This is a genomic window from Clostridium sp. AF50-3, assembly GCF_003477445.1.
In the GTDB taxonomy this organism is placed as follows: domain Bacteria; phylum Bacillota; class Clostridia; order Lachnospirales; family Lachnospiraceae; genus Otoolea; species Otoolea fessa.
Genome location: NZ_QUDH01000007.1, coordinates 127,929 through 141,931, shown reverse-complemented (window position 1 = coordinate 141,931; position 14,003 = coordinate 127,929). Strand labels below are relative to the sequence as shown.

The following is a 14,003-nucleotide window of genomic DNA, read 5'->3' as shown; positions in this document are numbered from 1 at the left end:
AGTGATATACATTCTTTTTCATACAGGTATGCGAATCTCGGAGTTTTTTGGATTGACGATGAAAGATATTGATTTAGAGAAAAGAACCATCAATATCGACCATCAGTTGCAGAGAACTTCGAAGATGGAGTATGTGATTGAGCCGACAAAGACGAATGCCGGAACAAGGGTAATTCCAATGACAAAAGAAGTTACAGAAATGTTTCGAGCAATCATTCAAGATAGACCAGAATATAAAGTGGAGAAAGTGTTAGGTGGATACACTGGATTTCTTTTTCTGGATAAGAACGGAATGCCGCTGGTTGCCATGCACTGGGAACACAGATTTAACAGTATGGTGGGCAGGTACAACGAGATTTATAAGGTACAGATGCCAAATATCACACCCCATGTATGCCGTCATACATATTGCTCTAACATGGCGAAATCTGGCATGAATCCTAAGACATTGCAGTACCTCATGGGGCATTCGGATATTGCCGTGACACTTAATGTTTACACCCATGTTGGACTTGAGGATGCGGAGAAAGAACTTCAGAAGATGCAGGGGATGGAAAATGCAAGAAAAGAGATGGGGATTTCGGACAAGGATGATAAGCCTTTGAAACAGAATATGTTCAAGGTGATTTGATAATAGAATATTGATATAGATTTGTGGCACTCAGGCTTATAGCTTGGGTGCCTTTTTGACTGGTGAGAATGTAGTTTATATGGTAAAATATCATAAAGGGGATTTTGACTATGTAGGAGAGGGATGATTTTTATTTTGGAAACCGTAGTAGAAAGAATAGATGTTATGGTAGGAATGAAATGTGGGTGTTTGCAAGTTTTAGATGATGGTGAAGAATATAGAAAAATTATAGAAAAACGCATATCTAATATAGAAGAAGAAAAGAAAAATTTTCTTCAAGCTGTGGAAAAAGGTGAATATGCTCGAAGAGATTGGCATGGGTGGAATGGTGAAAAAAGTATTATTACACCAGCATATTTATATAAGCCTGTTAATTTTGAAGTTTATGGTGATTCGGTTAAGATTGCTGATTTTGAAAAAGTTATTTCCAGTTTACATAAAGAAAAGGAAATTATACATTATAAATGTAAGTGCAGAAAGTGTGGAAAAATACGATATTATTCTGAACGAACATTGAAAACAGAACCGAAGGTCTGTTATAAGCCAATGTATTGCTCATCGAAGTTTACTTATTCTATAAAAGCTAGTAATGCTAATTACAATAAAAGAAGGAAGTATGAGAACAATGAAGCAGTATGTTTGGTAGATAATAAAGATAAGATTGTTCCGGCAACAGACTATTGTGATGCATGGAATGAAAAAAGAAGCAAGGAATTAATAAAATTAGCAGAAAAGGATGCAAGGACAATAGCTACAATTCCGAGAAAACTGGCAAAGAATTATAATATTGATTATGTGGGAAGAAGGTACGAGTCGCTTGATGTACTTGAATGTGTGAACAATTCATTAGAGAGTGCACCTACCCCATATTATACGCAACGACATGAAAAGAAATATCATGATATTACAATATATAAAGAGTATCGTTGCAGATGTTATTTGTGTGGAAAAGAAAAATTGATAAAGTGCGATAAATTTGGCATTTTTCCATCTACTGAATATGGATATAGAGCCTATGGAGGATATTGGAGTGATGTTTTCTGTGATTGCCATGCGATTTCTTCGTTTCAGTGGATTGTAACTGATATTTTGATGAAAAATGGTATTGATTATAGGGTGGAAGTCTCTTTTGATGGTGTGTATGGAATTGATAATGAAACACCGCTACGATTTGATTTTGCTATATATAAAGAAGGAAAGGTATGGGCATTAATTGAATGTCAAGGTGAGCAGCACTTTATGCCAGTTGAAGAATTTGGTGGAGAACATAAATTTATTATCCAACAAAGAAATGATGAGGAAAAAAGAAAGTATGCAAAGGAACATAAAATAAAGTTAATTGAGATTTCATACAAGAATAAGAAGTATGAAACCGTGGAATCCATATTGAGAGATCAACTTGTTATTTAATTAAAAAAATGTATACTGCAAATATTATGAAGTAGTATACATACTTTTCCATACTGGTATGCGAATTTCAGAATTTTGCGGCCTTACGATTAAGGATATCGATTTGGAAAACAGGATTGTGAATATTGACCATCAGCTTCAAAGGTTATCCGATATGACCTTAGTAATTGAGCCAACAAAAACATCTGCCGGCACAAGGAAACTGCCGATAACAGAGGATGTTGCAAAATGCTTCCAGGCCATCATTGAGGATAGGGAGAAGTCAAAGGTAGAAAAGGTGGTGGATGGATACACCGGGTTCCTGTTTTTGGATGACAAAGGCCTGCCACTGGTGGCAATGCACTGGGAACATCGGTTTAATCATATGGTGAAGTGGTACAACGATATTTATCGGGTGCAGATGCCCAATATCACGCCGCATATTTGCCGGCATACGTATTGCAGCAATATGGCGAAATCCGGAATGAACCCTAAGACGCTGCAGTACCTTATGGGACATAGTGATATAGGGGTTACGCTTAACACCTATACGCATCTGGGCCTTGAGGATGCAGAGAATGAATTGAAGCGGCTGGAGGACCTGCAGAATGCCAGAAAGGAACTGGAACGGACGCAAGGGGAGAAGCCGGTGTCGCAGAGGATGTTTAAGGCGATTTAATATGGTAGAATGATGACGCTCTGGCATAGGCTGGGGCGTTTTTATTATGGAAAAGTGGTAGAAATGACGATATAATAGATGTGTTTAATTTTATTGAAATGAGGGATTATATGTATGGCATAGGATTTTATGATGAATATTTGTCACGTATGGGAAATTTGAAAAATAAGCTAGATTTGGCCACATCATACAAAATAGAATACTTAAAAACGCTTCTAAAAGATAATAAGGTTTACAAATTTATATCATTTAAAGAACATGGTGAGATGAAGTTAAAAACATTAAAAGAAGAGAAGATATGGTTTTCATTTTATAAGACACTAAATGATGACACTGAGTTCCAAATTAATTACAAAATAGAGGAAGTTGTTAGCAAAACGGGTTGTAGTAAAGATTACATAAAGTTAATTACTAATTATCTTACAGAGATGTATGATGTTTTATCTCTTACGTATTCATATGAAGATTATATGTGGAGAGAATATGCATCGGGAGGTAATGGCGTTTGTGTAGAATATAATGTTGGAGATTTTGATTTTTTGTATCCAGTTGAGTATTGTGATAAAAGCGCAATTGATTTTACACAGATGATTATTGCTGCGATAAAAAATGAGGGAATGGCATTATCCATTATTCCTTGGGTTGTTAAAAATTCATATAATTCGAATGCTGGAATCGATTCGACTAGGGAGAAAGAGGTAAGAATATTATATTGTCCGTATGATCTTGCAGAGTTTAACGGAGTACGTGTTGAATACAATATAAAAGAGCGAAGGGGATATAAAGGAATTGCAAAACCACTTACTGACTTTAAGATGACTACTTCGAGAATAATTATTGGCAATAAATGTAATCAATATATGAGTAGTGAAATAATAAGATATGTGGATGAAAATCATATTTGTTATGATTTTCAGTAAGATTAATTTTTGGAGGATAAAAATATGATATCAAAAATTAAATGGAAAAATCATTCGGTGTTAGGAAACCTTGAACTTGATTTTACAAAGGATGATGGAGAAATATATAATACAATAATTTTAGCAGGAGAAAACGGCACTGGAAAAACTACAATTTTAAATACAATAAGTGAGTTTTTGAATTTGGGAGCTGTTACCCCGTTTGATTATATTGAGTATAAAATTGAAGATGACGATTTCAGAATATATTACGGAGATCAAGATAACCATAAATTAGGTTTCATCAAAGAGAGTCACTAAAAACAGGAGAGAAAAAGGGGATTTATTCTAATAAAAATAATAATAGAGAAACCATTAATAATGATTTAGAAGATATTAGGCATTATGGTATAGCATATTCAAAAGCACGTTCAGGTTTTAAGACAAATATAGTAAAGTCTTCTACAACAGAGCAAATTGATGATAATAAGTATAATGATGATGAAAGAGAGGATTTTACTAATATAAAACAGTTGCTAGTGGATTTGTCTTCACAAGATAATGCTGAATGGATGCGAATAACAAAAAATGGTGCCAATATTAATTTTGAAGAATTTAAGAAGCAATCCAAGCTATATCGATTTGAATTAGCGTTTAATGATTTTTTTGAACGGATGAAATTTAAAGAAGTGGATGAGACAGATCCTAATGAAAAGAAGATAATTTTTAGTAAGAATGGTAAAAGTATACCGGTTGACTGCCTTAGTACTGGAGAAAAGCAAATTGTATTTAGAGGAACGCAACTTTTGAGAAATATAAATCCGCTAAAAGGTGGTGTAGTATTGGTTGATGAACCGGAACTAAGCATGCATCCGAGATGGCAGGAAAAAATACTGGATTACTATAGTAAACTTTTTATAAAAGATAACATTCAGTTGGCGCAAATGATTTTTGCAACACATTCTGAATATGTAATAAAATCAGCGTTACAAAATCCCCAGAATACATTAATTATTGTATTAAAAGAAAAAGAAAATGCCATAGTTCCTGTAAGAATAACAGCTCCATCAGTTTTGCCTACAATTACATCAGCAGAAACAAATTACCTTGCGTTTAATATAGTTTCGATAGATTATCATATCCAGTTATATGGATATCTTCAGGCAAAAACTCAAAAACATGGGATAAAAGAATGCGATGACTATATAAAAAATCATCCTTTATATGATGCGAATAAATATGGAAAAAGTTCCCAATACAGAAATACTCAGTATAAAACGTTAAGTACATACATTCGAAATGCAATAGATCATCCAGATTCAGGCAATACGTATACTAAGGAAGAATTAAGAACTTCTATAGAATTCTTAATAGAATTATGTAGATAAAAAATATTTAGCAATACTATAAATAAAAGAGTAGCAATACAAATGGGAAATATAGTGTACGTTGTAAAGGGAATAGAGAGCATGTTCAATGAATTGCAGTGAAGGAGAAAATGATGAGCAATATGAAACAATACAATGATAAATCGTATAAAATGGCTATCCATAATACAAAATACAATTCTGACGGAAAAGCCATAATAGAGAGAAACGACGAATGGCGTGAAGAAAAAGAATGGGATATGGTATACGAGGAACTAGAGAAAGAACAAAAAAGATCAAAGTAGTAACCCCACCCGCTTTTTACTCCGTTTCTACTACTTTTGCTGTACACATCTTGCAATATTTTGCTAAGATTTGCATTTTATATACAGAAATGACCAATACATAAAGAAAAATTAACACCGCGCAAAATGCTGCAAATGGCAGCAGAAAAGCGCCTTTTGAAAGGAGTTTATATGAATATACGAGTACTTTTCATCTGCCACGCAACATCTGCCGTTCCACCCTGGCCCAAAGTGTCTTCACCCACAAAGTCGCATCCCAAGGGCTTTCCGCCAACTTCCTTATCGACAGCGCCGCCACAAGCACCGAAGAAATCGGCAATCCACCGCACCGGGGGACGGTGAATAAGCTGAGGAAGGTTGGAATTCCTCTGGTGCCGCACCGGGCGCGGCAGGTGACGTGGGCGGATTATGAGAAATTTGATTATATTATAGGTATGGACAGTGCCAATATCCGAAATTTAAACCGGATGCTGAAAGGCGATCCGGAGGGGAAAATATATAAATTCCTCACATTTGCAGGTTCAGACCGTGACATCGCGGATCCGTGGTATACGGGTGATTTTGACGCAACGTATGAAGATGTTCTGGAGGGCTGTGTGGGTTTTCTGGCATATCTGAAAGAACAGGGACAGATATAACCAAAAGTTTGATGAGTATCCATTTCAGGTTAAGATGGAAGGAACGGACTGTTTCTGCTACATTTTATCAGTGTGCTGGAGGAACATCCGGGCGATTCGTGGATTAAAAAATATATTTTCCCGGGCGTAATGGTTCTAAGTCTCTGGGAAATGATTTCTTGTGGTTCAGCAGATGGATTTTATATCCTAGATGTGGAAAATCTGCGTCTGCACCAGATTTTATTTACAAAAGGAATTGATAATGACTTGCCGATGACACGCTGGTATTAATAAGGGGAGTGCTTTTTTATTTCCAGCTGAATCCGTTCGCAGAGATCCTTGACCGTGACAAGCTCGATAAAATCCGTTTCCGGAATATCGATCTCGAAGCAGTCTTCGATCTCTGTGATAAAGTATACGATCAAAAATGAATCCAGCCCCAGATCGTCGATCAGGCGGTCAGCCGGTGTCAGCGGGCGGGTGATTTCTACGTATTCTAATAGAATGTCTTTTATTTCAACCAGGATTTCTTCCTGCGTCAGTTCGTGTTTCATGAGAAGTTCCTCCTAATATATGTGATTCATGCAGCTATTTTTATTGTAAATTTAACATAGAATCTGTGTTTGTGAGATGATTCTATCTGTGTGTTTATTTTATCATGAAACTGCCCGCTTGAGTAGATATATCCCTTAAAATAGGAGGAGCCGACAGGAACGGACTCCTGTCGGCGTAGGTATGAAAAAGTATATTATGAAAGGTCTTTTGCCTTTACGCGTATTACTATATCGAAAAAATGTGATAAAAGTATGTTCGGAATGTGAAGAAATCATAAATTTCGGAAAATATTTTGGAAGTGGATGGGAAAATAAAAATGACACGCAGATATAAGTTTGTGCAATTTTATTCATAAAAATGAAAATATATGCGTGAAATTTCTGAAAAAGATAGAATGTAAAAAGGTAATATGATATAATGAGCGCAAGTGAGCCAGAGAGCTGCTTGCAGATTTATGGCGAACGGCGAATGGCGATCACGATAGCTGCGTCAGCAGCGGTAAGCATCGAAGATGCGAATCGTGATATAATATGAACACTTACAGAGAACTTGTCAAATCTAGTGTGAGTTATAGCTGAACATTTGATGAATCTGAGATAAAGGAGAAAAATAATCAAAATAAAGATTCAAAAAAACATATCTACAAAGAAGAAGGCAGAACATCAGGCGGATGCAAAAGCATTTGCCGGAACGGGTTCAGAAAGGACAGGGAACGATGCGGGCGTTTACATTTGAAAATGCGACAAAGATTTATTTTGGCGGAGGCTGTGTGAAAGAGCACCTGCTGGAGGCGGTGAAGCCGTATGGGGAAACGGTGATGCTGGCATATGGCGGCGGCTCGATCAAGACGAATGGTATTTATCAGGAAGTGATGGATGTCTTAAAGCTGGCTGGAAAACAGGTGATAGAATTTTCAGGCATCATGCCGAATCCGACCTACAGCAAGGTGATGGAAGGGAAAAAAGTCGTACAGGAAAATCAGGTAGATCTGATTCTGGCAGTGGGCGGCGGTTCGGTCATGGACTGCAGCAAGGCGATCTCAATGGCGGCTGCGACGGACAAGGACGTCTGGGAGGAATACTGGATCAAAAAGGGCGAGATTGATTTTGAGCCGGTTCCGGTGGGCGTGATTGTGACCGTGGTCGGCACTGGAAGCGAGGTCAACGGCGAGGGTGTAATCACCCATGAGGAACAGAAAATTAAGACGAGCCGGAATTATCCGCGCTGCAATCCGGTGTTTGCGATGATGGACCCGAAATATACCTACACGGTTTCTCCACTCCAGACGGCAGCGGGCGGTTTTGATATGCTCAGCCATGTGATGGAGACATATTTCAGTGCACCGGATGAGGATAATCTTTCGGATGCGATCTCGGAGGCGTTGATGCGGAGTATTATTGAGAACCTGCCGGTGGCGATCCGGGAACCGGAAAATTATGAGGCGCGCAGCAACCTGATGTGGGCGTCCACGATGGCGGAGATTGGCATTATCAAATTAGGAAAACAGTGTGATTTTGAGGCGCATATGATTGAACATCAGATGGGGGCTTACACGGACTGCAACCACGGCATGGGACTTGGCGTGATCCATCCGGCGTATTATCGTCGAATTTGCCGGGACGGCATCAAGAAATTTGTGAAATTTGCCGTAAATGTCTGGGGAATGTCACCAGATGGCGGCGATGAGGAAGAACTGGCATTTGGCGGAATTGACGCATTGCAGGCGTTTATTCATGAGATTGGTTTGCCGGGGACGCTGCGGGAACTGGGAATCACAGATCAGAGCCTGCTGAAAACGATTGCTGATTCATGTATCCGCAATGACGGCGGGTATCGGCAGCTGACGCACGCGGAAATCTTGGATATTTTGGAAGAGTGCTATTAGTACAAAGGAGGAAAATCATGCCACACATTGCAATATCTATGTACCGGGACGGAGCCGGGAAGAGAAGGCAGCGCTGGCTGAGAAGGTCAGAGCGCTGGTATCAGAAGAATTAAAGAAGGATCCGAAGGTTGTGACGGTATCGGTTCATGATGTACCGGCTGAGAAATGGCAGGAACATTTGGATGCGATTCCGGGCGAGGAGAGATTCTATTAGAAGTCTAAGTCGGGGTTGCAGAAAGAGGCAAAAGATCATCCGACGATGGACAATATACCAATGGATAATATAGCTCAAGCAGTGTCGAAAAAATAAACTGCAAAAGATATATAATAATGAATAAAAAAGAACGGACTGTTCATAAATAGACAAAAAAGCATAGGATGTAGAAAATAGATATTTGAACTGTGCCGGCTTACAGAGTATCATCTGTAAACCGGGCAGAAAGAAGCACATTTACGCGCATTACTTAGTGGATTTTGTCTGTATGAACAGTCTTTTTTGCAGCATTTTATAATTGAGAAAACATTTCATTTACTCCTTTTAAATTCCTACAAATATTTCTTGACATTTCCCAGTTACATTCATATAATGAACATATGAACAATGATTCATATAAATAAAAATATTTCAAAGAAATCTTGATAAAATCCTGCAAACTGCTTTCACGAAAGAAGCAGTGAAGCAGGGCAGAAACGCGTAGCATGAAGGGAGAAATCGGATGGCAATTCATGATGTAGAGTGCTGTGAGGAGTGTGCTGTTCACGATGAGGTTGTGCAGTCGGTCCGGGGAATGCTGCCGGATGACGATGATTTGTATGATCTGGCGGAGCTGTTTAAGGTATTTGGTGATTCGACGCGGATCCGGATTTTGTTTGTGCTGTTTGAGTCGGAGATGTGTGTTTGCGACATTGCACAGCTGCTTAATATGACGCAGTCGGCGATTTCGCATCAGCTTCGGATTCTCAAGCAGTCGCAGCTTGTCAAGAGCCGCCGGGACGGAAAGTCGGTGTTCTATTCGCTGGCAGACGACCACGTTTACCGGATTATCAACCAGGGCTTTGAGCATATTAAAGAATAGCAAGTTCCTTGAATGATGATAATGGATTGAATGAATGTGAAAGCGGTGCTATCTGTAAAGAAAAAAATTGCAGGTCTCGGAAAGCAAACATTAAAAATTTATAACTCAATAAAAAGAGGAGGATTATCATGAAGAAGAAATTTAAATTAACTGATCTGGATTGTGCAAACTGTGCAGCAAAGATGGAGGATGCGATCAAGAAGCTGGATGGAGTCAATGATGCGAGTGTCAGCTTTATGATGCAGAAAATGACGATCGATGCGGATGACGCACGTTTCGACGAGATCATGAAAGAGGTTGTAGAAGTGTGCAAGAAGGTGGAACCGGACTGCATTATTAATATGTAAAATTGGAAAAGGCATAATCGGATCAAAAGCTGCTTTTTAAAAGAATAAAATCAGATTGTGTAATGCACAGAAGGGCAAAGTAAAAAGATATAGGCAAATGAGCTGTGCCGGCACATTTTCCTATATCTTTTTTTTCAGGGAACGTGTTTCCAGAATGAAGGGAGGCTTTATGAATCAGAAGCAGAAAACGATGCTGAAGCGGATCGTCGCGGCGGCAATCGTATATATCGCGGCGGCAGCAGCGAAAAAAATGAATGTATTTGCCGGAATGCCGCAGCCATGGACAGAGTTAGTCGTATTTTTAATTCCGTATCTGATTATTGGATGGGATATTGTATACAAGGCGTTCCGGGGGATTAAAAATGGTCAGGTGTTTGATGAGAATTTCCTCATGACAGTAGCGACGTTCGGGGCGTTCGGTGTGGGCGAGTTTTCTGAGGCGGTTGCGGTTATGCTGTTCTATCAGGTTGGCGAGCTGTTTCAGAGTTATGCGGTCAACCGTTCGCGCCAGTCGATTAGCGATCTCATGAATATCTGCCCGGAATATGCCAATATTGAAAAAGATGGACAGATAGAGCAGGTCGATCCGGACGATGTGGAAGTGGATGACATCATCGTGGTGCAGCCGGGAGAGCGGATTCCGCTGGATGGCGTGGTGGTAGAGGGTGAATCGATGATCGATACCTCGGCGCTGACTGGTGAATCGGTACCGCGCCGTGCGGCAGCCGGGGATGAAATCATCAGCGGATGTGTCAATGGCAGCGGGCTTCTGCGGGTGCGCGTGACGAAAGAATTTGATGATTCGACGGTGGCACGGATTCTGGAGCTGGTGGAGAATGCCAGCAGCAAGAAGGCGAAGGTGGAGAACTTTATCACTCGGTTTGCCAGATATTATACGCCGATGGTCGTGATCGCGGCGGTTGCTTTGGCATTTGTGCCGCCGATTGTGCTGGGCGGAGAATTTGGCGAGTGGATTCAGAGAGCTTGTATTTTCCTGGTAATTTCCTGCCCGTGTGCGCTGGTGATTTCGGTTCCGCTTAGCTTCTTTGGCGGCATTGGTGCTGCATCCCGCATCGGTGTGTTAGTCAAGGGAAGCAATTATCTGGAGGCAGTTTCGGAGCTGGATACGGTTGTATTTGATAAGACAGGCACCCTGACGAAGGGCGAGTTTAAAGTGACGGAGCTGCATCCGGCGGGAATCAGTGAGGATGAGCTTCTGGAGCTGGCGGCGTATGCCGAGAATTATTCGACGCATCCGATCGCGGAATCGATACGGGAGGCGTATCGTGAGAGAAAAGGCAGTTTGGCAGAAGCAGAAACTCAAAAGGCGAATGCGGGAACAGCGGAAATCGTTCTGGATGCTGACAATGACACAATAAAAGAGGTGCAGTCCAAAGAGGGTGTGCAGGGAGTGGTACGCAAACCCCTGATCGACTTAACCCGCATCGGTGAAACCAACGAGATTTCCGGTCATGGTATCGAGACAACGATCGACGGTCACATAGTTCTGGCGGGTAATGGACGCCTGATGAAGAGTAAAAATATACCGTATCAGGAATGCGACGGCATCGGCACTGTGATTTATCTGGCAAAGGACGGAAAATTTGCCGGAAGTATCCTGATTGCCGATACGATCAAGCCGGAGACGGAGGATGCGATCCGTGGACTGAAGGCGGCTGGAATCCGCCGTACTGTTATGCTGACGGGCGATCGGAAAGCGGTCGGCGAGGCGGTGGCTGCGAAGGTTGGCATCGATCAGGCGTACACGGAGCTGCTTCCGGCGGATAAGGTGCAGAAGGTCGAGGAGATGCTGGCGGAGATGACTGGAAAGCGGAAGCTGGCATTTGTCGGCGACGGCATCAACGATGCACCGGTTCTCTCCCGCGCAGATGTCGGTATTGCAATGGGAAGCATGGGAAGTGACGCGGCGATCGAGGCGGCGGACATTGTCCTGATGGATGATAACCCGGCGAAGATTGCAGGTGTGGTTAAAATCGGACGCAAGACAATGGCAATTGCGCACCAGAATATCGTGTTTGCCCTGGCGGTTAAGGCGGTTGTGCTTCTGATGGGCGCGGCTGGAGTGGCTAATATGTGGGAAGCCGTGTTTGCGGACGTCGGTGTTTCCGTCATTGCAATTTTAAATGCGATGAGGGCATTAAGAACTAAATAATCGCTAATATCAAAAAGCTATGGCGGAAGGAATACTTGATGGTTCCGGAAACTGTAGCTTTTTAAATTTGCGGCTCTAAGGGATTTATATATAAAACCAATATTTGCAAGTGGTAAAAGAATAGGAATAAGAAAGAAATCAAGGCTTGGGAAAGATAAAATGCTGGGAATCATACAGAATTTCCAAAATAGTTGTAATAATCCTTAATAAAATAGTAATTGAATCTGACGGAAGAATGAAGTATGATCAAATACCATAGGATATTAGACGGAAAGGAAGGAACAGGATGAAAAAATGGATGAAAACGGCGCTTGTCCTGGCTGCAGCGGTCTGCCTGAGTGTGGCGGCTGCGTTCACAGCACTGGCGGCGCAGACGTTTCAGATAACCGCTTCGATCGGCTCCTGTCTGATTGGTTCGGGGCAGAATACAGTGGATATTTCACTTTCAAGCAACGGTGATACAACGGGGACGGACGGAAAGATTTATCTGTTTGAATTGCGGCCGTATGAGTCGGAGATTGGAAGCCGGACTGATTATGTCAGCAGCGTAGGCGCAGGGGAGACGAGGACCGTCTCGATTCCTTTAAACAAGGGAACTGCCCAGGACCGCCTTTACAGCCGGTTTGTTCCGGCAGTGTTTGACGGAACTGCATTTACGGCAGTTGGCGCGGCGCATTATATCACAAATCCGGAGGTGGTTGCATCCAATCAGGATGCGTTTAAGACGCCGCTGACGAAAAAGGGCTTGAATATCCAGTTAAATATGCTCAACGATGCATTTACACTGGGTGTCAAACATGTGGCGGTCAATATCGCATTTTCCCAGTTTTTAGGAAGTGGCATTGATTATGAGTACGATGGAAAAACGTATCATTTTAATAAGTCGGTGGTTGAAAATTATGACAAGGTGATCAGTACATATATCGGAAAAGATATATCCGTGACGGCGATCGTTTTAAATGACTGGAATGACGCGCACCCGGAACTGGTTCATGAGGGAACTGCGAAATCTTCGAGCGCCAATTATTATATGTTTAACACGAAGACACAGGAAGGATTTGAGACAACGCGTGCGATCTTCGCGTTTTTGGCGGATCGTTACAGCGGCAAGAATCATAATTCAAATTATGCGAAGATTTCCAACTGGATTCTGGGCAATGAGATCAACAACCAGATTTGGAACTACATGGGACCGGCAGATTTGAATGCATATGTATCCACGTATCAGCAGGCATTCCGCACGTTCTACACGGCGATCAAGAGCACAAGTGCGAATGACCGGGTTTATTTTTCACTTGATTTCTGGTGGGGAGCTCCGTATGAGAACCTGAACGATCAGGTGCATTATACGGGCAAAGGCATTGTTGATACGTTTAACGCCTTGGCAGTAACGGAAGGTCAGATGGACTGGGGCATTGCCTACCATCCGTATCCGTACCCGATGACGGAACCGGAATTCTGGGATGATCCGGCAACGGGGCTGGTAACCGAGAGTGCAGATTCACCGATTGTCAACTTTGCAAACTTGCATGTACTGACCGATTATCTGAATCAGGATTCGATGAAGACAGCATCCGGCGAGGTGCGCCATGTCATTCTGACGGAGGAAGGATTTACTGCACAGAGTCTGACGCGCGGCGATGTGTCGGATATCCAGGCGGCGGCATTTGCATATTCTTACTATATCGTGGACAGTAACCCGTATATCGACGCGTACATTCTGAGTCGTCAGGTCGATGCGCCGTCAGAGGTAAGGGCAGGCTTAAGCTTCGGTCTGTGGTCCTGTGATATGAATCAGGGCAATGAGATTGTAGCGGTAAAGGATCGAAAGCTCTGGAGAGTTTTCCACGACATTGATCAGAAGAGATACACGCTGGAAACTTCGAATTTTGCAAAATCAATCATCGGAATTAATAAGTGGTCGGATGTGATTCCGAACTTCCGGTGGAAGTCTCTGGAACAGTAGCGGATGGTAGACACAGACTTGTAGAACAAAAACTATAAGAAAAAAGTATAAATAAAAAAGTGCCTTTCTTCTCGAAGAAAATTTCTTGAGAGGAAAAGCACTTTTTTTAGAAAA

General features: G+C 41.6%; 14 protein-coding genes and 1 pseudogene. 14 read left to right on the top strand and 1 reads right to left on the bottom strand.

Annotated features, from left to right (window positions below):
• Nucleotide 1: 1 nt before the first annotated feature.
• The 9 genes and pseudogenes from DW085_RS09980 to DW085_RS09945 all read left to right on the top strand — a co-directional run.
• Nucleotides 2-631 carry a site-specific integrase gene (locus DW085_RS09980; protein ID WP_118492461.1) on the top strand — a complete coding sequence of 210 codons (630 nt, stop codon included), beginning with the start codon at nucleotides 2-4 and terminating at the stop codon, nucleotides 629-631.
• A 135-nt stretch (nucleotides 632-766) separates the two neighbouring features.
• On the top strand, nucleotides 767-2,041 hold the full coding sequence (locus DW085_RS09975; RefSeq protein ID WP_147353940.1) for a hypothetical protein: 1,275 nt from the start codon (nucleotides 767-769) through the stop codon (nucleotides 2,039-2,041).
• Nucleotides 2,042-2,099: 58 nt separating this feature from the next.
• Nucleotides 2,100-2,699 carry a site-specific integrase gene (locus DW085_RS09970; RefSeq protein ID WP_118492457.1) on the top strand — a complete coding sequence of 200 codons (600 nt, stop codon included), beginning with the start codon at nucleotides 2,100-2,102 and terminating at the stop codon, nucleotides 2,697-2,699.
• A gap of 110 nt (nucleotides 2,700-2,809) precedes the next feature.
• On the top strand, nucleotides 2,810-3,619 hold the full coding sequence (locus tag DW085_RS09965; RefSeq protein ID WP_118492455.1) for a DUF2971 domain-containing protein: 810 nt from the start codon (nucleotides 2,810-2,812) through the stop codon (nucleotides 3,617-3,619).
• Between the two features lie 24 nt (nucleotides 3,620-3,643).
• Nucleotides 3,644-3,919, top strand: a complete 276-nt coding sequence (locus tag DW085_RS09960; RefSeq protein WP_118492453.1) for an AAA family ATPase — start codon at nucleotides 3,644-3,646, stop codon at nucleotides 3,917-3,919.
• Between the two features lie 218 nt (nucleotides 3,920-4,137).
• Entirely contained in the window at nucleotides 4,138-4,986 is an 849-nt protein-coding gene (locus DW085_RS09955) for an AAA family ATPase (RefSeq protein ID WP_182430851.1), read from the top strand.
• A 122-nt stretch (nucleotides 4,987-5,108) separates the two neighbouring features.
• Nucleotides 5,109-5,270 (top strand): hypothetical protein, encoded by a 162-nt coding sequence (locus DW085_RS19135; protein WP_182430850.1) that lies wholly within the window; start codon nucleotides 5,109-5,111, stop codon nucleotides 5,268-5,270.
• 110 nt (nucleotides 5,271-5,380) lie between these two features.
• Nucleotides 5,381-5,908, top strand: coding sequence for a low molecular weight protein-tyrosine-phosphatase (locus DW085_RS09950; protein WP_347475059.1), 528 nt, complete (start codon nucleotides 5,381-5,383; stop codon nucleotides 5,906-5,908).
• Nucleotides 5,909-5,953: 45 nt separating this feature from the next.
• Nucleotides 5,954-6,178 (top strand): annotated as a pseudogene (locus tag DW085_RS09945) (SAM-dependent methyltransferase); the annotation flags it as partial.
• On the opposite strand, the gene DW085_RS09940 reads toward DW085_RS09945, so the two are convergent.
• A complete protein-coding gene (locus DW085_RS09940) occupies nucleotides 6,175-6,441 on the bottom strand; it encodes a phosphopantetheine-binding protein (RefSeq protein WP_118492449.1) in 267 nt (88 codons plus the stop codon). The pseudogene DW085_RS09945 and the gene DW085_RS09940 sit on opposite strands and share 4 nt — an antisense overlap.
• 716 nt (nucleotides 6,442-7,157) lie before the next feature.
• Between DW085_RS09940 and DW085_RS09935 the strand changes: the two genes are divergently transcribed.
• The 5 genes from DW085_RS09935 (at nucleotide 7,158) to DW085_RS09910 (ending at nucleotide 13,889) form a co-directional block, all read left to right on the top strand.
• Complete coding sequence (locus DW085_RS09935; protein WP_022358593.1) at nucleotides 7,158-8,327, top strand: iron-containing alcohol dehydrogenase; 1,170 nt, start codon at nucleotides 7,158-7,160, stop codon at nucleotides 8,325-8,327.
• 716 nt (nucleotides 8,328-9,043) lie between these two features.
• Nucleotides 9,044-9,403 carry a metalloregulator ArsR/SmtB family transcription factor gene (locus DW085_RS09925; RefSeq protein ID WP_022358591.1) on the top strand — a complete coding sequence of 120 codons (360 nt, stop codon included), beginning with the start codon at nucleotides 9,044-9,046 and terminating at the stop codon, nucleotides 9,401-9,403.
• Between the two features lie 128 nt (nucleotides 9,404-9,531).
• Nucleotides 9,532-9,750 (top strand): cation transporter, encoded by a 219-nt coding sequence (locus DW085_RS09920; RefSeq protein ID WP_022358590.1) that lies wholly within the window; start codon nucleotides 9,532-9,534, stop codon nucleotides 9,748-9,750.
• A 169-nt stretch (nucleotides 9,751-9,919) separates the two neighbouring features.
• Nucleotides 9,920-11,923 (top strand): heavy metal translocating P-type ATPase, encoded by a 2,004-nt coding sequence (locus DW085_RS09915; RefSeq protein WP_118492533.1) that lies wholly within the window; start codon nucleotides 9,920-9,922, stop codon nucleotides 11,921-11,923.
• Between the two features lie 286 nt (nucleotides 11,924-12,209).
• Nucleotides 12,210-13,889, top strand: a complete 1,680-nt coding sequence (locus DW085_RS09910; RefSeq protein ID WP_118492445.1) for a DUF5722 domain-containing protein — start codon at nucleotides 12,210-12,212, stop codon at nucleotides 13,887-13,889.
• Nucleotides 13,890-14,003: the final 114 nt, after the last annotated feature.